Genomic DNA, 22,117 nt, shown 5'->3' with positions numbered 1-22,117 from the left:
ATCAGCAACGACAACGGAGACATCATGCGCTTGAGAGGTAAAACGGCCATCGTCACGGGTGGCGGCTCGGGTTTCGGCGAAGGCATTGCGAAGACCTACGCGCGCGAAGGCGCGAACGTGGTAGTGAACGATCTGAACGGCGCGACAGCCGAGCGCGTCGCGAGCGAAATCGCACTGGCGGGTGGCAAGGCCATCGCGGTAGCCGGCGACGTCACCCGCAGCGACGACTGGACCCGTCTGCGCGAAGCCGCGCTGGAGGACTTCGGCAGCGTCCAGGTGGTCGTCAACAATGCGGGTACGACCCATCGCAACAAGCCCATCCTCGATGTGAGCGAGGCCGAGTTCGACCGCGTCTATGCGGTCAACGTGAAGAGCATCTATTGGAGTGTGCAGGCGTTCGTGCCGTACTTCCGCGAACAAGGCGGGGGCGTGTTCATCAACATCGCCTCGACGGCGGGCGTGCGGCCCCGCGCTGGCCTCGTCTGGTACAACGGCAGCAAGGGCGCGGTGATCATCGCCAGCAAGTCGCTCGCCGTCGAACTGGGACCGGACCGTATCCGCGTGAACTGCGTCAACCCGGTAATGGGCGAAACCGGCCTGCTATCCGAGTTCATGGGCGTCGAAGACACGCCCGAGAATCGCAAGCGCTTCCTGGCCGGAATTCCGCTTGGACGCCTGTCGACACCGCAAGACATCGCCAATGCCTGTCTCTATCTGGCATCGGATGAAGCGGAGTTCATTACCGGCACATGCCTGGAGGTGGACGGCGGGCGTTGTGTGTAGATGAGCGGGGCGCGACCTGAACAGGCCAGCGCCCACCGCGGATTTTTAAACCACGTTCATTGCGAGCGCGCTTTCCCGATAGTGCTGGCTCGCCTTGTCAGCGTCGCCAAGCTGCTCGTGCAAACGTGCCAGCGCACGATGCGAACGGATCTTCAAGGTTTCGTTGTCGGCCAGCTTGAGCGCCGTCTCGAGGAACGACTGCGCCTTACCCCACAGCTGCTGATGCAGACACAGGCGTCCCAGCGTGAACATCAGATCGGCATCTTCCGGACGCTCCTTCTGCCACGCTTCGGCCTTCTGGATCAGCGGCAGCGCATCGCCACCTGCCGTGTCCGGATAGCGGCGCAGCAGACGCGCGTCCCAGTTCTGCGCCAGCGCTTCCTCGACGATCTTGCGTGCGTCCTGCGGACGGTTGAGCGTCACCAGCAGTTCAGCGGCGAGATCGGCCAGGCGCGGCGAATGCCGCTCGGTTGGCGAGAGCGAATGCCACAACTCCAGCAGCGCATCGGCATTGTGACGCCGGTCGCGCAACAGATTCTCCGCCGCGAGCTGGCGCAAACGCACCGCCACAGCCGGGTGAATCGCCTCGCGCTTCTCCAGCGTCTTGACGAGCTTGAGCACTTCGCTCCAGTTCTTCAACTGCTGCTGCGCGCGCAACATGATCTGCTGCGCATGAATCCGCCGCGCGCCTTGCGACTGCATCTCCGTGAGCGCGGTCAGCGCACCGTCTGCGTCGCGGCCGTCCGCACGCATGTCCGCGGTCGCCATCAGACGTGCGTCCTGCCAGTCGGCCTCATCGATCTGCGAAAGCCATTCGTCGCGCCGCGCGTATTCGCGCATACGGTGCGCCGCCGTGGCCGCAACAAGGCCCGCCGCACCCTTGTTGTCGCCGTTGGCAAGCGCGTCGCGCGCCGCTTTTTCAGCACGCGAGAAACGTCCCGCGTACAGATTGCCGATGGCATCGCGCAGCGCCGCGTGCGCCTTCGCCACTCGCGAGCGGGCCCGGTAAGCAGCCACGCGCTGCGGCATGCGCCAGATGTTGCGCACGATACGCAGCAACGCATACACGAGGATAAACAGCACCACGAGCGCGACCACGAACAGGTTCAGCGACACGTCAACACGATACGGCGGATAGACGAGCAGCACCTGCCCCGTATCAAAACGTCCCACCGTCGCCAACGCCACCGCGATGACAAATAACAACGCCAGCCAGATAAGTCCCCGGATCGCCATGATTAACTCCGGCTCCGGTATTGGTTGACGGCCTGCAGGCTCGTGTTCAGGTTCGGCACTTCCACCGCCGCCGAGCCGTCGTCCACTTCCTTCACCAACTCACGCACGGTTTGCGTGCGTTTGGAGGCGTTGTCGAAGTAGCGCGCGAGCGCTGCGTCGGCAGCGTGCAGGTCCGACTTCAGCGTGGTCTGGTTACGAGAAAGCAACGCGAGGCGCGCCGAAAGCAGGCGCAGTTTCAGATTCTCGCGCAGGAAGTAGCCTTGATCCGGCGTGACCAGCATCGCGTCCGCATTGTCGATGCGACGCACTTGCACGAGGCTCGTCAACTGCTGGGCGATACCCGCCGAGAACACCTGCCACCATACCTTCCAGCGCGGCTCGCCGGTGGCCGCTGCGACCTTCGCGGTATCGGCGGGCGCAGTGGCCTGCGGCACGGTGTGAGCGGTCAGCGCTTCACCGTCGAGCGGCAACGTGTCAACCTGGTCGATCGCGTTGTCGAGCTTGATGGCAAGACCCGTGAGATCAGTCGACGGCGCGGACTTCAGTTTGTCGATATCCTCCGCGATCGCCTTGCGTACGGCCATGACCTGCGCGCCGTCAGAGGCCGCGAGTCGCGTATCGGCGCTTTGCAGTGCGAACAGCGCCAGCTGCGTGTTCCCCGTCAGTTGCAACTGCTGGCTCGCGGCCGACAGCATCTGCCCCACTTCGGCGAGCGTCCAGTCGTCGCGATTGCGCGCGAGGTCCGCGTACTGTTGTTGCAGCGCCTGCTCGGCCTGCTGCGCGTCGGTCAGCTTGCCCTCGAGTTGCGACATCTGCGAATCGATCTCGTGAACGGTCGACACCGCCTGGTCCGTCTTCACGCTCAGTGCAGCAGTTTGCGCGTCGTTGGCCTGCTGCCGTTGCGTCAATTGCTGATCGAGCCTGATGAGCTTCCGGTTGAGCGTGATGCCGCCCGCAACCGCCGCACAGACAATGATCACGATGACCAACCACAGCAGCGGTCCGCCCGCGCTGCGGCGCGGCTGCTGCGCTTCGTAGGGCGTGAAGGGGGGATTGGGCGGCAACGCAGCGGTCGCAGCCGGCTGGGGGGAGGTGTTCGTGGGAGCGTTCGATTCAGTCATGCGTGAGTGAGCCGGGTTGGTCGGTACCGGTTGAACAACGGGAGGTACGGCTAAAAGCAAGGTATGGGCAATGCGTTCATCGCCCGCACCGGACACCGTAATGCTATCAAAACCCAGTCCCCGCGCGGTCTGCGCGATGCGTGGGTGCGGCGCGACGAGCGTGGCGCGCTTCAATTGAGCAATTTCGCCGGCGTTCAGATGCTCATGCGCGAGTTCGTCGAGATTGCGCACGCCTTCGGAACTGGTGATGAGCCACGCATGCGGTTCGCCCGCCAGCAGCTCATGCACCCGGCTCCAGGCGCCGATGGACGGCTCCGGCACGAGCCGCCGGTAAGCTGCGACGGTTTCCACTTCGACGCCGCCCTCACGCAGACGATCGGCCAGCCATTCGCGACCGCCGTCGCCGCGCACGATCAGCACGCGCTTGCCTTCCAGCGAGGTCGCACCGAACGAGGCGTCGATGGCCGCGAAGAGCGCCTCCGAATCGAAACGCGCCACGTCGTCATCCGCCCCAGCCGATGGAGTAATCACGCGGTACGCCGGTGCCTCGACGCCGTGACGCGCCAGCGCCGCGACGCTGCCCGGCCCCACGACACCGACCGGCAGCGCGTGCGGCCAGATCGAGTCGAACTCCGCAAACGCGTAGTCGACGGCGTTGGGCGAGACGAACACCACCAGCGCGTAACGTTCGAGCGCGACCAACGCTGCCTGCAACGGCGCCACGTCTTCGACGGGCACGATCTCGATCAGCGGGAATTCGAGCGTGGCGATGCCGGCCGCGTCCAGTTGCGCCGCGAGCGCGGTCGACTGCCCCGCGGGACGCGTGATCACAACCGTATACCGCGTCTTGCCAGACGAGTTGGGGGACGAGTTGCCGCCTGTTTGCGCCGTCATCACGTGCTGGTCGCCGGACCGCTCGCCGTGCTGAGCGCGCGGACGATTTCAAGCGCGCCTTGTTCTTCGAGCGCGTTCGCCACCTCGCGGCCCAACTGCAGCGCGCGTTCGACAGTGGGCGCCGGCGCCGATGCATGGGCGCTCAGCACCTGCTGGCCGTCAGGCGTCGCGACGATGCCGCGTAGATGCAGCGCGCCGTCGCGCCAGGTGGCGTACGCCGCGAGCGGCACTTCGCAACTGCCGCCGAGCGCACGCGACACCATCCGCTCGGCCTCGACTGCCGCAGCGGTGTGCTCGTGATGCAGCGGCGCAAGCCATGCCGCGAGTTCGGGCCGTCCGGCGCGGATCTCAATACCAAGCGCACCCTGCCCGGCAGCCGGCAAACTATCCGCGGGATCGAGCAACGCGCGAATCCGCTCGCCCAGACCGAGGCGCTTTAGCCCCGCCGCAGCCAGGATGATCGCCGCATAGTCGCCACGGTCGAGTTTCGCGAGGCGCGTATCGAGGTTGCCGCGCAACGGCTGCACGACAAGCTGCGGATAACGCGCGCGCAGCATCGACTCGCGGCGCAGGCTGGAGGTGCCGACCACGCTGCCTGCAGGCAACGCGGCAAGCGAATCATAGGCATTCGACACGAAGGCGTCGCGCGGATCTTCGCGCTCCATGATGGTGGACAGCTCAAAGCCCGCCGGCAGCTCCATGGGCACGTCTTTGAGCGAATGAACCGCCAGATCGGCGCGTCCATCGGCCAGCGCGTTCTCCAGTTCCTTCACGAACAAGCCCTTCCCCCCCACCTTCGATAAGGTGCGATCGAGAATTTGATCGCCGCGTGTCGTCATCCCGAGGATTTTTACGTCACAAGATGGATATAATTTGTGCAGCGCACACCGTACGTGCTCTGCCTGCCACATCGCAAGGCGGCTTTCCCGCGAAGCGATGATCAGGGTGGAGGGCGGTGGCGCCGAAAGCGTCTCGGAATTCATTACAAGTTCGGTGGATGACGGGAGGTTATAACAAACAATGTTAGCACGCGCTCCAGCCATGCTTTATAGGCCAGATGGCTATGCTGGCGCGCCACCGCTGGAGGAGACAGGCCCGCACGGGCACGCCGCAAATTTCAGCCATAGCGCAGTGTCGCCGTTCACGCACGGTCGTTCGCGCGTCAAACGGCATCATGCGGGATGATGCAATGCGGTGCGCCGCGCAACAGCACTGAGGGGCCGCCTTCTCCCATTTGCCGATGGCCGTGTTTGCCATTGCTCTCGCAGTACTGAAGATTCTGCAGTTCAAGCGTAGTTGAAGCGCAGTTGCAGTAACAGCAGCTCATCTCTCAATAGACCCTGGCTTCCCTGAGGAAACCCATCGTGACGTCTTCCGGACCGGCGCGCCCTGCCCGCCGCAACACTGCATCGCTCAACGGTTCTGCGGGTGCGCCCGCAGTTGTTCCTACCGCACCGGCCACGTCCAGCGCCTTATCCAAACGCGATACGGCAAGCTCTGCCAAAAGCACGCAAGCCGTGAAAACGGGTAAGGCCGCGAAAGCAGGGAAAGGCGATAAGGCCACTGGCAGCGCGAAAGCCGGCAAAGCCTCGAAGTCCAAGGCCGGCAACGGCACAGCTGCAGCCGCGCCGCTGCACGACGTGTCGAAAGAGACAGCCGTGCCGCCCGCACCTAAAACCAGCAGCCGCACGCGCGAGGACAAGGACCAGCCGCTCTTCCAGGACATCCGTTATCTGGGACGCCTGCTCGGCGATGTCGTGCGCGAGCAGGAAGGCGACGAGGTGTTCGACGTGGTCGAGACGATCCGTCAGACGGCGGTGCGCTTTCGCCGCGAAGACGACAGCAGCGCCGCGCAGACGCTCGACAAGAAGCTGCGTTCGCTGAGTCCCGAGCAGACCGTGAGCGTCGTGCGGGCATTCAGCTATTTTTCGCATCTGGCGAACATCGCGGAAGACCGGCACCGCAATCGGCGTCATCGGATTCACGCGCTGGCCGGCTCGGCTTCGCAGGGCGGCACGATCGCTTATGCGCTCGAACGTCTGATGGAGGCCAACGCCGCCGCTACGCCGGTGTTGCAGCAGTTCTTCAACGACGCACTCATCGTGCCGGTACTGACCGCACACCCCACTGAAGTGCAGCGCAAGAGCATTCTGGACGCGCAGCACGACATCGCCCGCCTGCTTGCCGAGCGCGATCAGCCGTTGACCGAGCGCGAGCGCGCCCACAACGAGGCCATGTTGCGCGCCCGCGTCACCTCGCTGTGGCAAACACGGATGTTGCGCGACGCCCGCCTTACCGTGGCCGATGAAATCGAGAACGCACTGTCGTACTACCGCGCGACTTTCCTCGAAGAGATCCCGGCCATGTACGCCGACATCGAAGCCGCGCTCGCCGAGCATGGCCTCGACGCCCGTCTGCCGCCGTTTTTCCAGATGGGTAGCTGGATCGGCGGCGATCGCGACGGCAATCCGAACGTGACCGCAACGACGCTCGAAGAAGCCATCACGCGCCAGGCAGCGGTGATCTTCGAACATTACCTGGAACAGGTGCACAAGCTCGGCGCCGAGCTGTCGATCTCGAACCTGCTGACGGGCGCAAGCGAGCCGCTCAAGGAACTGGCGAAGGCGTCGCCGGACCAGTCGCCGCATCGCGTCGACGAGCCGTATCGCCGCGCGCTGATCGGCATCTACACGCGCCTTGCGGCGAGCGCTCGTGTGCGGCTCGGCGAAGGCGCCGTGCCGTTGCGCAGCGCCGGCCGCGGTGCGGCACCGGTGCGCGCGCAACCGTACGCAGACTCCGACGCCTTCGTGCGCGACCTGCACGTGCTGATCGATTCGCTCGCGGAGCACCACGGCGCGTCGCTCGCGAGCCCGCGTCTGTCGCCGCTCGCGCGTGCCGCCGAAGTGTTCGGCTTCCACCTTGCCAGCATCGACTTGCGGCAAAGCTCGGACATCCACGAAGCGGTGATCGCCGAATTGCTCAAACACGCCGGTGTCGAAGCCGACTACGCCAGCTTGTCCGAAGCCGACAAGCTGCGCGTGCTGCTGGCCGAGCTGGCGCAGCCGCGTTTGCTGCGCTCGCCGTATCTCGAGTACTCGGATCTGGTCAAGAGCGAACTGGGCGTGCTCGAAGCTGCCCGCGTGACGCGCGAGAAGTTCGGCGCGCGCGCCGTGCGCAACTACATCATTTCGCACACGGAAACGGTCAGCGATCTGGTGGAGGTGATGCTGCTGCAAAAGGAAACCGGCCTGCTACAAGGGCTGCTCGGCAATGCGCACGAGCCGGCCAAGGGCGCGCTGATGGTGATCCCGCTGTTCGAGACGATTCCCGATCTGCAAAACGCGCCACACATCATGCGCGATCTGATCGCGCTGCCGGGCGTCGACACGCTGATCGAACATCAGGGCGGCGAGCAGGAAGTCATGCTCGGCTACTCGGACAGCAATAAGGACGGCGGCTTCCTCACGTCAAACTGGGAGCTATACCGCGCTGAGCTCGCGCTGGTGTCGCTCTTCAACGAACGTGGCGTGACGCTGCGCCTGTTCCATGGCCGCGGAGGCACAGTCGGACGCGGCGGTGGCCCGACCTATCAGGCTATCCTGTCGCAACCGCCGGGCACGGTAGACGGCCAGATCCGCCTGACCGAACAGGGCGAAGTGATTGCCAGCAAGTTCGGCAACCCGGAAATCGGCCGGCGCAACCTCGAAACCGTGGTCGCCGCGACGCTCGAAGCATCGCTGCTGCCGCACGGCAATACGCCCGCGCAACTGCCGGCCTTCGAGGAGACCATGCAGCAACTGTCCGATGCCGCGATGGCGTCATACCGCGCGCTGGTCTACGAAACGCCCGGTTTCAAGGAATATTTCTTCGAATCGACGCCGATTGCGGAGATCGCCGAGCTGAACATTGGCAGCCGTCCCGCGTCGCGCAAACTGCAGGATCCGAAGCAGCGCAAGATCGAAGATCTGCGGGCGATTCCATGGGGCTTCTCGTGGGGGCAATGCCGTCTGTTGCTGACGGGCTGGTATGGTTTCGGCAGTGCGGTAGCCGCGCATCTGGACAGCGCACCATCCGAAGCCGAACGGGCTCGCCGCCTTGGACTGCTGAAGAAGATGCACAAGACGTGGCCATTCTTCGCGAACCTGCTGTCGAACATGGATATGGTGCTGGCAAAGACCGACCTCGCGGTTGCCTCGCGCTACGCCGCGCTGGTGAGCGACAAGAAGCTGCGCAAGCACGTGTTCGAGCGCATCGTCGCGGAGTGGGAGCGTACCTCGAAGGTGCTCTCCGAAATCACCGGCAAGAACGAACGGCTCGCGGATAACCCGCTGCTGGCGCGCTCAATCAAGAACCGCTTCCCGTACCTCGACCCGCTCAATCACTTGCAGGTGGAACTGCTCAAGCGCCACCGTGCGGGCGATTCGAATGCGCGGCTGCGGCGCGGGATTCATCTGACGATCAACGGGATTGCGGCGGGGCTGCGCAATACGGGTTGAGGGAGTGGCTTGTGGGTCGATGAGACGCCGGTGGCGCAGGCCGCTGGTGGAAGAACCTCTCGCTGGCTTCCTTGGATGACCGAGCTGGATACTCAAAGCGCCCCGTACTGCACAGCAATACGGGGCGCTTTGCTTTGTGCGCACATCCACAACGGCGGATCGGGCAGCCTCATGCCCTGCGTGCAAACGCACGCGTGTCTACGGTCCGCCTACCTATTGCCACCTGCCGCTACAATAGAGACCGCCTGTACCAGTACAAGTCAGGCGATTATTCTGGTATCAACAACACCCCTTTGCCGATACGATGAGCCCGCCGTCCCCCGCCCACCCGTCCCCGCCACCGCTCGATGCGACGCCCGCGCACGCCTTGGGTAATTTCATCCGCGCCCACCGCGAGCGGCTCTCGCCGCAGGCGGTCGGCCTGCCGCCCGGTCCGCGCCGACGCACGCCGGGCCTGCGCCGTGAGGAAGTCGCGCAACTGTGCGGGGTCAGTCCCACCTGGTACACGTGGATCGAGCAGGGACGGCCGGTTTCAGCGTCCGCCGAGGCGCTCGCGCGAATCGCCGTCGCGCTGCAACTGTCGCGCGCCGAGCGGGCCTATCTGTTCGAACTGGCGGCGCAACGCGATCCGGCCGAGCCCGACCCAGCCGCCGCCGATGCCCCCGCGACGCTGATCGAAACGGTCCAACTGGTGAACGCCCCGGCCTACGTGCTGGACCGGCAATGGAATGCATTGGCGTGGAACGAGCGCGCGGCCGACCTGTTCGTGGGCTGGCTCGATGGTGCACACGACCGCAACCTGTTGCGCTTCACGTTCATGGAACCGGTGGCGCGCGAGCTGATCGTCGACTGGGAGACGCGCGCACGGCGCCTTGCCGCCGAGTTTCGCGCCGACTCGATCCGCCACCTGGCGGACGCACCCACCCACAGCCTGATCGACACGCTGACGAGCACGAGCGACGCCTTCGCACGCTTCTGGGCGTCGCAGGACGTAGGCGAGCGCGAAGGTGGCCGACGCGAATTCAATCATCCGCGCGATGGACGGGTGGTGTACGACCAGATCACGTTCAAGCCGGCGCACCGGGAAGATCTGAAGCTGGTGGTGCTGGTGCGCGAGTAGCGGCGCTGCCGGATGTTAAAATCGAGGTCTTGTTCGTTTCGGCGGCGCCTCTACTGCCGAGAGCTTTTCCACCGCACGTTCTTCATTGCCCAACACCATGACGTCCCAACTGCATAAAAAAGGCGAAGCCTGGTCGGCTCGCTTCTCCGAGCCGATGTCGGATCTCGTCAAACGCTACACGTCGTCGGTTTTCTTCGACAAGCGACTGGCGCTGGTCGATATCGAAGGCTCGCTCGCGCACGCCGCGATGCTGGCTGCGCAGAAGATCATCGGCGCGGACGACCTGGCGGCTATCCAGCGCGGCATGGCGCAGATCAAGGGCGAAATCGAACGCGGCGAGTTCGAGTGGCAACTCGACCTGGAAGACGTGCATCTGAACATCGAAGCGCGCCTGACGGCGCTGATCGGCGACGCTGGCAAGCGCCTGCACACGGGCCGCTCGCGCAACGACCAGGTGGCGACGGACATCCGCTTGTGGCTGCGCGGCGAAATCGACCGGATTGGCGGCCTGCTGAAGGATCTGCGCGCGGCGCTGATCGACCTGGCCGAGCAGAATGCTGAAACGATCATGCCGGGCTTTACCCACTTGCAGGTGGCGCAGCCGGTGACGTTCGGTCATCACTTGCTGGCGTATGTCGAGATGTTCACGCGCGACGCCGAGCGCATGCGCGACTGCCGTACGCGCGTGAACCGCCTGCCGCTGGGCGCGGCGGCACTGGCCGGCACGAGCTACCCGATCGACCGTCACGCGGTGGCAAAGACACTGGGTTTCGACGGTATTTGCGCGAACTCGCTGGACGCCGTATCGGATCGCGACTTCGCGATCGAATTCACGGCGGCATCGGCGCTGGTGATGACACACGTGTCGCGTCTCTCCGAAGAACTGGTGTTGTGGATGAGCCCGCGAGTGGGCTTTATCGATCTGGCGGACCGTTTTTGCACGGGCTCATCGATCATGCCGCAGAAGAAGAACCCGGACGTGCCGGAACTGGCACGCGGCAAGACGGGTCGCGTGAACGGGCATTTGATGGCATTGCTGACATTGATGAAGGGTCAGCCGCTGGCCTATAACAAGGACAACCAGGAAGACAAGGAACCGCTGTTCGATACCGTGGACACGGTGGCAGATACGTTGCGGATTTTTGCCGAGATGGTGGCAGGGATTACGGTGAAGCCGCAGGCTATGCGGGCTGCGGCGTTGCAAGGTTTTTCTACTGCTACGGACCTGGCTGATTATCTCGTCAAGCGTGGGTTGCCGTTCCGGGATGCGCATGAGGCGGTGGCACATGCTGTGCGCGTTTGTGTGGATCGCAATTGCGATTTGGCGGATCTTTCGCTTGATGAGATGCGTCAGGAGCTGCCTAATGTGGCTCACCTGATCGGTGAGGATGTGTTTGAGTATTTGACGCTTGAAGGGTCTGTGGCTAGCCGGAATCATGCAGGGGGGACTGCGCCTCAGCAGGTTCGGCTGGCTGTTGTTGTTGCTCGGGAAGCGCTCAAGTAAGCGCTTGGGGTGTTTTTGCCTGCGGCGCCTTGGTTTGGGTTGTTGTTCTTGGGGTGTTGGCCTTTCCTTGCTTTCTTATTGGTTTGCTTGCGTTGCCCCTGTGCGGGGCGGCACCTACTTTTCTTTGCCGCCGCAAAGAAAAGTAGGCAAAAGAAAGCGGGCTCACACCGCTAGCCTGTAGGTGTCCTCCACTGGCATGAAGCCGGAGTGGTCCGCGCACGAAAGGCGCCATCGCACCACACGCATTAGTGACAAAGGACTCATTCATCCCGCCCACGCACTATGTGCGTGGCGGATGGGTCTGCAAGGGGAAGCGGGGCAACGGAAGACTTGAAGCTGCATGCATCGCCGAACCCCGAGCCCAACCGATGAAACGCCCAACCCCGTTGAAGGAAGCCCCCAAATATAGTTAGCATTCCTATGAAGCCCGAGGAAGCTTCTGGCGCTCGGCGCTCGGCTATCGGACAATTTTCTTCGCGCGGCTAGGTGAAGTTATGCCCGACGGCGGGGCGCGCAGCGCAACGCTGGAACGGATGACTGCCTTGTCACTAACGGGGATGGTGCGAGGGCAGGTCTCGTGCGCGGACCACTCAGTGTTCGCGCCAGTGGAGGACACCTACAGGCTAGCGGTTGCAAGCCCGCTTTCTTTTGCCTACTTTTCTTTGCGGCGGCAAAGAAAAGTAGGTGCCGCCCCGCACAGGGGCAACGCAAGCAAACCAATAAGAAAGCAAGGAAAGGCCAACACCGCAAGAACAACGACAAACCGCCACAGGCAACCAAACCAAGCACCCCACGAGCGATAATACCCCCACCGACCGAAGGTCAAAAAAAAGCCCTACAAAGCCAAATGATCATCCGCCCCCACCTCCACTGGTTCCGCATGCTCCTGGCCTGGCGAGGCTCAGTCCTCCCGCAGCTTCTGCCGCGCCTCTTCCTGATCTTCTGCATCTCCATCGCGGCCGTGGCCGTCCACGACCACCTCCTCAGGATCACCGTCAACCTCAGCACCACCCCCTTCTCCCTCATCGGTATCGCGCTCGCCGTCTTCCTCGGCTTCCGCAATAACGCCAGCTACGACCGCTGGTGGGAAGCCCGCAAACTCTGGGGCCAACTCCTCAACGATGCCCGCTCCATGACCCGCCAGGTCCTCACCCTGCCCCGCGAGTCCCTCGCCCAGTCAGACGTCAAAGACTTCGTCCAGGCCCTAAGCGCGCTGCCCCATGCACTGCGTCATCAGCTCCGCAAAACCGATCCGCGCGATGACCTCGCCGCGCGCCTGCCCGCACCGCTGCTCGACCGCGTCATGGCCTCACGTTATCGTCCCACCACCCTCATGCTCGTGCTCGGCGAATGGGTCCATCGCCAGTCGCGCACAAGCGCGCTGGACCCGATGGCCGTGCTCGCCTTCGATCGCAATCTGAATTCGCTGTCGGATGTCATCGGCGGATGCGAGCGTATCGGTTCTACGCCGCTGCCGTTTGCCTACTCGGTGATGATTCACCGTACCGTCTACTTCTTCTGCGCAGCACTGCCGTTCGGACTCGTCGAAAACATCGGCATCTTTACGCCCGTCTTCTCGGTCTTCGTTGCCTACGCCTTCATGGCCCACGAGGCCATCGCCTCCCAGCTCGAAGACCCCTTCGGCACCGACGAAAACGACCTCGCCCTCACCATGATGTCCGTCTATATCGAAGACGCCGTCCGCGATCTGCTCGCCGAGCCCGCCCTCGTCATCCCCGGCCCCGAAGCAGAGCAGTTCCTCGTGACCTGACGCTCAATGGCGGCTCACCGCCGCTAATCGCGGTCAATCGCCGTCGCTGCCCACCGTATCCGACAGCCGCTTGAGCGTCGCCACCCGCGCGCCAATGATGTCGACCCGGCCGCGCTCGTCGGTCACCGCGGTCGCCGCCTCCAGATACGCGCTCCACGCACGCTGCGCCCGCATCAGGATCGTCCGGGCACGCGCCGGCAGCTTGGTCTGCAAGCGGCGGTAGTAGCGGTTCATGTCGAAAGTCGCGTGTTCGCACATCGCGTCCGCGGAACACGGTCGTGGGCGAACCGGCAGAGTCCCGCCACTGCCCGCGTCGGCAGCCGCGCTGCGCAGCGCCAGCGCGCGGTCGCGCACCGGCTGCAGTTGCATGTCCGCCTCGGCGGTCTGATACATGGCACCTTGCTTTGTCGCGAAGACTGCGTCCAGCAACGGCGCCTGCGCATCGCGCGAAGCCTGCCAGCGGGTCTGGCTCTCTTCCCAGAGCTTGCGCCGTCCAGGCGGCAGCTTTGCCGCAAGCTGCTGCCATGCCGTATTCATCGCGGCCTGCCAGCCAAAGCGCGCCGTCTCCATGCACTGCAACTGGCCCGTCGTCGACGACATGTCACTGCGGGCCAGACACGTACGCATCGCCGCGTCGATCGGATCGGCCGCGGCCACTTCGGCGCGCGCGCTGATCGCCAGCGTCGACGCCATCGTCAGCAGCGCGGCAGCGGCCAACAACCAGGCGCCGCCGATCCGTTGCAACCGTCTCATTTTCAGCCGCGCACGCAATCGACGAAGTACTCGATGCGGCCGTTGATCGTCTCGCCCACCAGACCGTGGATGTCCGTGTGGAAGCCAGGGAAGCGTTCGTTGAACTCGCGCGCAAAACGCAGGTAGTTGACGATCGTCCTGTTGAAACGCTCGCCTGGAATCAGCAGCGGAATGCCCGGCGGATACGGCGTGAGCAGAATCGACGTGACGCGGCCTTCGAGTTCGTCGATCGGTACCCGGTCGATCTCGCGGTGCGCGAGCTTCGCGAACGCGTCGGACGGCTTCATGGCCGGCTCCATGCTCGACAGGTACATCTCGGTGGTCAGACGCGCGATGTCGTTGGCACGGTAGACGCTGTGGATCTGTTCACACAGATCACGCAGGCCGACGCGCTCGTACATCGGATGATGCTGGACGAACTCCGGCAGCACGCGCCACAGCGGCTGGTTGTTGTCGTAGTCGTCCTTGAACTGCTGCAACTCGGTCACCATCGAGTTCCAGCGGCCCTTCGTAATGCCGATCGTGAACATGATGAAGAACGAATACAGGCCGGTCTTCTCGACAATAATGCCGTGCTCGGCCAGGTATTTCGTGACGATTGCCGCCGGAATGCCGGACTCGCCGAAGCCGCCGTCCATGTCCAGACCCGGCGTGACGATGGTCGCCTTGATCGGGTCGAGCATGTTGAAGCCTTCGGCGAGCGGACCGAAGCCGTGCCACGCGTCGTTCGGGCGCAGCATCCAGTCTTCGCGCGAGCCGATGCCCTCTTCCGCGAACTCCTCCGGACCCCACACCTTGAAGAACCAGTCGTCGACGTATTCGTCGTCGACCTTGCGCATCGCGCGGCGGAAATCGAGCGCCTCGGCGATCGACTCTTCCACCAGCGCGGTGCCGCCCGGCGCTTCCATCATCGCCGCGGCCACGTCGCAGGAGGCGATGATCGCGTACTGCGGGCTCGTGGACGTATGCATCAAATACGCTTCATTGAAGCGGTGCTTGTCAAAGCGGCTGTTCTTCGAATCCTGCACGACGATCTGCGATGCCTGCGAAATGCCGGCCAGCAGCTTGTGCGTCGAGTGCGTCGCGAACACCAGCGCGCCGATGCGCGGACGACCCGCGCCGATGGCGTGCATGTCCTGGTAGAACTCGTGGAACTCGGCGTGCGGCAACCACGCTTCGTCGAAATGCAGCGTATCGAGCCAGTCGCCGAGCATTTCCTTGATCATCTCGACGTTGTAGATCACGCCGTCATAGGTGCTCTGCGTGATGGTCAGGATGCGTGGCTTGAGGTCCGGATTCTTCGCCAGCGCTTCGCGCGCGAACGGGTTCGCCAGGATCTTCTTCTTGATGTTCTCCGGCTCGAATTCGCTGCGCGGAATCGGGCCGATGATGCCGAAGTTGTTGCGTGTCGGCGTGAGGAACACCGGAATCGAGCCGGTCATCGTGATCGCGTGCAGGATCGACTTGTGGCAGTTGCGGTCCACCAGCACGATGTCGCCCGGCGCCACCGTACCGTGCCAGACGATCTTGTTCGAGGTCGACGTGCCATTGGTCACGAAGAACACGTGGTCGGCGCTGAAAATGCGCGCGGCATTGCGCTCGGAGGCGGCTACCGGGCCGGTGTGATCGAGCAGCTGGCCGAGTTCGTCGACGGCATTACACACGTCCGCGCGCAGCATGTTCTCGCCGAAGAACTGGTGGAACATCTGGCCAAGCGGGCTCTTCAGGAACGCCACGCCGCCCGAGTGCCCAGGACAGTGCCACGAGTACGAGCCTTCGTCCGCGTACTGCACCAGCTCCTTGAAGAACGGCGGCGCGAGCGAATCGAGGTAAACCTTGGTCTCGCGGATGATATGGCGCGCGACGAACTCCGGCGTGTCCTCGAACATGTGAATGAAGCCGTGCAGCTCACGCAGGATGTCGTTGGGCAGATGGCGCGAGGTGCGCGTTTCGCCGTACAGGAAGATCGGGATGTCGGCGTTGCGGCGGCGCACTTCCGTCACGAACGCGCGCAGTGCGACGATTGCGGCGGCCAGTTCGGGCGCGTCGCCTTCGACCACCACGTTGTCGGAATACGGCAGCAGCTCATCGTCGTCGATCGACAAAATGAAACACGACGCACGGCTCGACTGTTGCGCGAACGAGGTCAGATCGCCATAGCTCGTCAGCCCGAGCACTTCCGCGCCTTCTTTCTCGATTGCTTCCGCGAGAGCCCGGATGCCGGAACCCGAGATGTTCTCGGAGCGGAAATCTTCGTCAATGATGACGACGGGAAAACGAAACTTCATGGGCGATTCTCCAAAAGGAACGACCGCTGCTTTCCTGGATAAAGAGCAGCGGTCACCTGTATTTCCGGGTGGGTCAGTGCGCTGCGAGCGTCACGTTTTGGGCAACGTCACGCCGTGCTGACCTTGATATTTGCCGCCGCGATCCGCGTACGACGTTTCACAAATTTCGTCGCTTTCGAAAAACAGCACCTGGGCGACGCCTTCGTTCGCGTAGATTTTCGCAGGCAAAGGTGTCGTATTTGAGAATTCCAGCGTAACGTGCCCTTCCCACTCGGGTTCAAAAGGCGTCACGTTGACGATGATCCCGCAACGCGCATAGGTCGACTTGCCCAGACACACCGTCAGGACGCTGCGCGGAATACGGAAATACTCCACCGTGCGCGCCAGAGCGAACGAATTCGGCGGGATGATGCAGACGTCGCCCTTGAAATCGACAAACGACTTCTCGTCAAAGTTCTTGGGGTCGACGATGGTCGAGTTGATGTTCGTGAAGATCTTGAATTCGTCCGCGCAGCGAATGTCGTAGCCGTAGCTCGACGTGCCATAGCTGACGATCTTCCGGCCGTCCTCGGAAACGCGCACCTGATCGGGCGCGAACGGCTCGATCATGTTGTGCGACGCGGCCATGCGCCGGATCCACTTGTCGGATTTGATGGTCATAGTTGAACGCTGCGTAACGGATGAAGCATGGATGAATAAGGATGAAGCCGGCAAAGGCCCGCCGGGCCGCGTGTTGCCGGACGAAAGGCGCTTATTTTACGCGATCAGCGCGCTGCTGCTGCAACTGCGGCAAATAAGATTGTTGCAGCGCAGCGGAGTGAGAACGGACCGGTTCTGCAGAATGTTGAAGACGCGTCAAAAATGCGGCGCGAGACTTGATGATGACCGCGCGCCAGCCACCACTGGCCGCCGCTACTGCCGGATGATGCCGCAAGCGAGCAGCGGGCCGGCACCATGTTGCGGCCAGGCGTAAGGATCGGAAGCGTCGCGATGCACCACCACCGCCCGCTGCAGCACCGAGCGGATGCCGTCGAGCGAAACGTCCGGCGCCACGATAAAGCCGCTCGCCACACCGTTCGAATCCGCGTGGATATTGCCGAGATCGCCTTCAACCCGTGCACCCATCTTCAGCCGCTCGGCCGCCGGCGCGAAAACCGCGCCGACGCTCGAACCGTCCACCGAATTGCAATCGCCGCGCTCATGCACCTGCAGCGCATGATCGCTATCAGGAGGCAAGCCGGAAAGATTGTAGGTAACCTGCACGCCGTCGGAGCGCTCAATGAAGGTCACCAGACCGCGCGTCTGGCTTCCTACGGCCGGCACCAGTTGTGCCTCGGCGCGCTTTTCCTGTGGTCTCAGGAATGTAGTGCAGCCGCATAGCAGCAGGCTGCTGGCAGCCAGGACGATGAACGCATGCACCGCCTGCCCGTCGATTCGTTTTCCCATGCGATCCTCTTGTCGACCGCCGGCCGCCCCTGCGGTCGCCGAGCCGAACCTGATGAAGTCGACATGATACCGCGAGCGGAGGCGTCTCCAACGCCTGCGCCCGTGTTCCGAAAGGAGTTTCAGGTGTTCTGCACCACGATCGTCGGAAACTTCGAAGTCATGTCGCGGGCACGCTCGGCGATATGGATCGCCACCTTGCGGGCAATCGAGCGATAAATCTCGGCGATCCGGCCATCCGGATCGGCCACCACGGTCGGGCGACCGGAGTCGGCCTGCTCGCGGATGCCTATATCGAGCGGCAGGCTGCCGAGCACTTCGACACCATATTCCTTCGCCATGCGATCGCCGCCGCCGGCGCCGAAAATATGCTCTTCGTGGCCGCAATTCGAGCAGATATGGATGCCCATATTCTCGACGATCCCGAGGATCGGAATGCCGACCTTCTCGAACATCTTGAGGCCCTTCTTGGCGTCGAGCAGCGCGATGTCCTGCGGCGTGGTCACGATCACCGCGCCCGTCACCGGCACGCGCTGCGACAGCGTGAGCTGGATGTCGCCGGTGCCCGGCGGCATGTCGACGATCAGGTAGTCCAGATCTTCCCAGTTCGTCTGCCGCAGCAGCTGTTCGAGCGCGGAGGTGGCCATCGGGCCGCGCCAGACCATCGGGTTGTCCTGCTCGATCAGAAAGCCGATCGAGTTGGCCTGCATGCCGTGGCCGCGCATCGGGCTCATTGTCTGGCCGTCCACCGATTCCGGACGGCCTTCGATGCCGAGCATCATCGGCAACGACGGGCCATAGATGTCCGCATCCAGAATGCCGACAGACGCGCCTTCGCTCTCGAGCGCCAGCGCCAGGTTCACGGCGGTCGTGCTTTTGCCGACGCCGCCCTTGCCCGACGCCACCGCGATAATGTTCTTCACGTTCGGCAACAGTTTCACGCCGCGCTGCACAGTGTGCGCCGCGATCTGCTGGGAAACCTGCACACGTGCCTCGGCCACACCCGGCACGGCGCGCAACGCGTCGCCGATCAGTGTGCGAATCGCTTCAAACTGCCGTTTGGCCGGATAGCCGAGTATCACTTCGACGCTAACCGTGGCACCATCAATAGCGGTGTTCTTGAGGCTTTTCGCCGCCGCGAAAGGGCGGCCGGTGTTGGGGTCAGCGACAGTCGCGAGGGCGGCGTCGACCAATGCCCGATCAATGCTCATTGAGACTCCATGGGAACACTTGCGGCGCGACCGAATCGAAGTTTCGGCCACCGACTGGAAATTGAAAGAAATTGTTATGTGGGATTGCGCAAATCAGCCTTGCCGGGCACCCTTCGCCAGCAGCAGGCCGCAGGGTCGCATCGCCAGATACTTCAGTCGTCATTGTAGTGGCTGGCGCGGGAGGTTGCCGGAAGACCCTTCTTCACCGTGTTTGCGCGGCGTCGACCAACATGCCCATCGTGGACGGACGACCCGCTTTAATAATCAAGAGGAATCAAAATGAACGCAAAAATCATGACTCGCCTGGCAGTCTTCGCAGTCGCCGGTTCGCTGCTGGCAGGCTGCGCCACGCAACAGGGCACCAACACCGCGGTCGGTACGGGCGTGGGCGCCGGTACGGGTGCGGCACTCGGCGCGATCTTCGGTGGTGGCAAGGGCGCGGCAATCGGTGCGGGCGTCGGCGCAGCGGTTGGCGGCATCACCGGCTACAACTGGCAGGCCATTCACAACAAACTGTCGGGCGCCACCAAGGGTACCGGCACGCAGATCACGGAACAGCCGGACGGTTCGCTCAAGCTGAACATCCCTAGCTCGGTTACGTTCGATACGAACAGCTATGCGCTCAAGCCGTCGTTCACGCCGATCATCGACCAGTTGGCGCAGACGCTCCAGCAGAATCCTGAGCTGATCGCGCAAGTGGTCGGTTATACGGACAGCACCGGTTCGCCCCAGTACAACCAGACCCTGTCGGTCAACCGTGCACAAAGCGTCGCCGACACCCTGCTCCAGCGCGGCATCAATCCGCAACGCCTGTCCGCACAGGGCATGGGGCAGAACAATCCGATCGCCGACAACAACACGGACGCTGGCCGTGCTGCGAACCGCCGCGTGGAAATCTACCTGCGCGCGACCGCGCAACACGCAGGCTAACGGCTAGTACAGCGGGGAATGGGTGTGGGGCCAGCACGCTGCGTGCAGTCAGTCGCCGCGCCGCGAATCCCACCATGTGATGGGGACGGAAACACCGGTAGGTGAATCGAAAAAAATTTCGAACTCTCCCGAAAATCCGCTGTCTCTCTTTACGGTACGTGGCTGGCTTTGCCGCCACGGCACCATTCTCCTCTTGTCGTTGTTGCTCCGGGGCCCATAGCCCCGGTTTTTTTTGGTGCCGGTTCCGCGCGCCGTTCAGTTCAAGGTCTGGCGCACCAAAACACCGCGGGTCTGCTCGCCGCGGCCGCCCTGCTAGAATCGTAGTTTCGTCTCCCGCAAGCCCTCATACTCCCTATGTCAGCACCCGCAACCGGTCTCCCCGCAGGCGCGCCGTCCGGCCGTCGACAGATTCTCGTCACGTCAGCCCTTCCCTATGCGAACGGGCAAATCCATATTGGCCATCTGGTCGAATATATCCAGACGGACATCTGGGTCCGGACGCTGCGCATGCACGGCCACGAGGTGTATTACGTCGGCGCCGACGATACGCACGGCACGCCGATCATGTTGCGGGCGGAAAAGGAAGGCATCACGCCGAAGCAGCTGATCGACCGCGTCTGGCAGGAACACAAGCGCGATTTCGACAGCTTCGGTATTTCCTTCGACAATTATTATTCGACCGACTCGGAAGAGAACCGGGTTCTTAGCGAATCCGTCTATACGGCGCTCAAAGACGCAGGGCTGATCGACGCACGCGATATCGAACAGGCGTATGACCCCGTCAAGGAAATGTTCCTGCCGGACCGCTTCATCAAGGGCGAGTGTCCGAAGTGCGGCGCCAAAGACCAGTACGGCGACAACTGCGAAGTGTGTGGCTCGACCTACCAGCCCACCGAGCTGATCAACCCTTACTCGGTGGTCTCGGGCGCCACGCCGATCCGCAAGACGTCGACGCACTATTTCTTCCGCCTCTCCGACCCACGCTGCGAGAATTTCCTGCGCGGCTGGGTGGGTGGGCTGGCGCAGCCTGAAGCCACCAACAAGATGCGCGAATGGCTCGGCGATTCCGGCGAGGCCAAGCTGGCTGACTGGGATATTTCCCGTGACGCGCCGTACTTCGGCTTCGAGATCCCCGGCGCGCCGGGCAAGTACTTCTACGTGTGGCTGGATGCGCCGGTCGGCTATTACGCGAGCTTCAAGAACCTCGCGGAAAAGCGCGGTATCGATTTCGACGCGTGGGTGCGCAAGGGCTCGAGCGCCGAGCAGTACCACTTCATCGGCAAAGACATCCTGTACTTCCACACGCTGTTCTGGCCGGCCATGCTCGAATTTTCGGGCCATCGCACGCCGACCAACGTGTTCGCGCACGGTTTCCTGACGGTGGACGGCGCGAAGATGTCGAAATCGCGCGGCACGTTTATCACGGCGCAGAGCGTGATCGACACCGGCCTGAATCCGGAATGGCTGCGCTACTACTTCGCCGCCAAGCTGAACAGCACGATGGAAGACCTCGACCTGAATCTGGACGACTTCCAGGCACGCGTGAACAGTGATCTGGTCGGCAAGTACGTGAACATCGCGAGCCGCGCGGCGGGCTTCCTGATCAAGCGTTTCGACGGGCGCGTGCAGGACAGCGCGATGCAGCATCCGCTGCTCGGCACGCTGCGCGCGGCGATCCCGCAGATCGCTGCCAACTACGAAGCGCGCGAGTACAACCGCGCACTGCGTCAGACGATGGATCTGGCCGACGCCGTCAACGCTTACGTGGATACAGCCAAGCCTTGGGATCAGGCGAAAGATCCGGCCAACGCGGTCGCGCTGCACGAAACCTGCAGCGTCAGCGTCGAGGCGTTCCGGTTGCTGTCGCTCGCGCTGAAGCCGGTGCTGCCGAAGCTCGCGGAAGCCGTCGAAGGGTTCCTCGGCATCGAGCCGCTGAAGTGGTCCGATGCCGCCACGCCGCTCAGCTCAGAGCGGCCGATCAACGCGTATAAGCATCTGATGACGCGCGTCGATCCGAAGCAGATCGAAGCACTGCTGGCGGCCAATCGTGAGTCGCTGCAGGCAACGGACGCCGCGGCGCCTGTCGCCGCCGACAACGCCAAAACCAAGGCCAAGGCAAAAGCTGCTGCAGCCGGCGACAAGGCAAGCACCGAAGACGACGGCTCCGGCGTCATCTCGATCGACGACTTTGCAAAGATCGATCTGCGTATCGCGAAGATCGTCGACTGTCGCGCGGTGGAGGGTTCGGACAAGCTGTTGCAACTGACGCTCGACGTCGGCGAAGAGAAAACCCGCAACGTGTTTTCGGGTATCAAGTCGGCCTATCAGCCGGAGCAACTGATCGGCAAGCTGACGGTAATGGTGGCAAATCTCGCGCCGCGCAAGATGAAGTTCGGGTTGTCCGAAGGGATGGTGCTAGCGGCATCGGCGACCGACGAGAAGGCCGAACCGGGCCTCTACATCCTCGAACCGCATAGCGGCGCGAAGCCGGGCATGCGGGTCAAGTAGGACCGCGGCGCGGGTCGCGCTACCGCCGTCACTGGAAAAGCAAAAAGCACGTCAACCGA

General features: G+C 63.2%; 15 protein-coding genes. 7 read left to right on the top strand and 8 right to left on the bottom strand.

The window, feature by feature from the left end; genetic code table 11:
- Positions 1-24: 24 nt before the first annotated feature.
- Positions 25-783, top strand: coding sequence for an SDR family oxidoreductase (locus P3T17_RS20810; RefSeq protein ID WP_429408738.1), 759 nt, complete (start codon positions 25-27; stop codon positions 781-783).
- Positions 784-828: 45 nt separating this feature from the next.
- Here P3T17_RS20810 and P3T17_RS20805 read toward each other — a convergent pair whose 3' ends face one another.
- Genes P3T17_RS20805 through hemC form a run of 3 tightly spaced genes read right to left on the bottom strand, consistent with a single transcriptional unit; the run spans position 829 to position 5,017 of the window.
- A complete protein-coding gene (locus P3T17_RS20805) occupies positions 829-2,019 on the bottom strand; it encodes a heme biosynthesis protein HemY (protein ID WP_122153935.1) in 1,191 nt (396 codons plus the stop codon).
- Positions 2,020-2,021: 2 nt separating this feature from the next.
- Positions 2,022-4,034, bottom strand: a complete 2,013-nt coding sequence (hemDX, locus tag P3T17_RS20800; RefSeq protein ID WP_074265476.1) for a fused uroporphyrinogen-III synthase HemD/membrane protein HemX — start codon at positions 4,032-4,034, stop codon at positions 2,022-2,024.
- On the bottom strand, positions 4,034-5,017 hold the full coding sequence (gene hemC, locus P3T17_RS20795) for a hydroxymethylbilane synthase (RefSeq protein WP_429286298.1): 984 nt from the start codon (positions 5,015-5,017) through the stop codon (positions 4,034-4,036). The genes hemDX and hemC overlap by 1 nt, the downstream gene beginning before the upstream one ends.
- A gap of 381 nt (positions 5,018-5,398) precedes the next feature.
- Between hemC and ppc the strand changes: the two genes are divergently transcribed.
- The 4 genes from ppc to P3T17_RS20775 all read left to right on the top strand — a co-directional run bounded on the left by ppc (position 5,399) and on the right by P3T17_RS20775 (position 12,925).
- Entirely contained in the window at positions 5,399-8,530 is a 3,132-nt protein-coding gene (ppc, locus tag P3T17_RS20790; RefSeq protein WP_074265478.1) for a phosphoenolpyruvate carboxylase, read from the top strand.
- 304 nt (positions 8,531-8,834) lie between these two features.
- Entirely contained in the window at positions 8,835-9,650 is an 816-nt protein-coding gene (locus P3T17_RS20785) for a helix-turn-helix transcriptional regulator (RefSeq protein WP_074265479.1), read from the top strand.
- 97 nt (positions 9,651-9,747) lie between these two features.
- Positions 9,748-11,154, top strand: coding sequence for an argininosuccinate lyase (gene argH / locus P3T17_RS20780; RefSeq protein WP_074265480.1), 1,407 nt, complete (start codon positions 9,748-9,750; stop codon positions 11,152-11,154).
- 847 nt (positions 11,155-12,001) lie between these two features.
- Entirely contained in the window at positions 12,002-12,925 is a 924-nt protein-coding gene (locus P3T17_RS20775; RefSeq protein WP_074265481.1) for a bestrophin family protein, read from the top strand.
- A gap of 33 nt (positions 12,926-12,958) precedes the next feature.
- On the opposite strand, the gene P3T17_RS20770 is transcribed toward P3T17_RS20775, so the two are convergent.
- The 5 genes from P3T17_RS20770 to apbC form a co-directional block, all read right to left on the bottom strand.
- Positions 12,959-13,678 carry a lysozyme inhibitor LprI family protein gene (locus P3T17_RS20770; protein WP_429408737.1) on the bottom strand — a complete coding sequence of 240 codons (720 nt, stop codon included), beginning with the start codon at positions 13,676-13,678 and terminating at the stop codon, positions 12,959-12,961.
- Between the two features lie 2 nt (positions 13,679-13,680).
- Positions 13,681-15,966, bottom strand: coding sequence for an arginine/lysine/ornithine decarboxylase (locus P3T17_RS20765; RefSeq protein ID WP_074265483.1), 2,286 nt, complete (start codon positions 15,964-15,966; stop codon positions 13,681-13,683).
- A gap of 90 nt (positions 15,967-16,056) precedes the next feature.
- On the bottom strand, positions 16,057-16,626 hold the full coding sequence (dcd, locus tag P3T17_RS20760; protein ID WP_012432068.1) for a dCTP deaminase: 570 nt from the start codon (positions 16,624-16,626) through the stop codon (positions 16,057-16,059).
- 252 nt (positions 16,627-16,878) lie between these two features.
- Complete coding sequence (locus P3T17_RS20755; RefSeq protein WP_074265484.1) at positions 16,879-17,412, bottom strand: superoxide dismutase family protein; 534 nt, start codon at positions 17,410-17,412, stop codon at positions 16,879-16,881.
- 119 nt (positions 17,413-17,531) lie between these two features.
- A complete protein-coding gene (apbC, locus tag P3T17_RS20750; RefSeq protein ID WP_429408736.1) occupies positions 17,532-18,620 on the bottom strand; it encodes an iron-sulfur cluster carrier protein ApbC in 1,089 nt (362 codons plus the stop codon).
- A gap of 279 nt (positions 18,621-18,899) precedes the next feature.
- On the opposite strand from apbC, the gene P3T17_RS20745 reads away from it, so the two are divergent.
- Together P3T17_RS20745 and metG are read left to right on the top strand one after the other, a co-directional pair.
- Entirely contained in the window at positions 18,900-19,550 is a 651-nt protein-coding gene (locus P3T17_RS20745) for an OmpA family protein (RefSeq protein ID WP_074265486.1), read from the top strand.
- 354 nt (positions 19,551-19,904) lie between these two features.
- On the top strand, positions 19,905-22,058 hold the full coding sequence (metG, locus tag P3T17_RS20740; protein ID WP_429408735.1) for a methionine--tRNA ligase: 2,154 nt from the start codon (positions 19,905-19,907) through the stop codon (positions 22,056-22,058).
- Positions 22,059-22,117: the final 59 nt, after the last annotated feature.

It is taken from the genome of Paraburkholderia sp. GAS82, assembly GCF_050436285.1.
In the GTDB taxonomy this organism is placed as follows: domain Bacteria; phylum Pseudomonadota; class Gammaproteobacteria; order Burkholderiales; family Burkholderiaceae; genus Paraburkholderia; species Paraburkholderia phenazinium_B.
The sequence above is the reverse complement of the archived record's forward strand: the minus strand, read 5'-3'. Positions and strand labels throughout refer to the sequence as shown.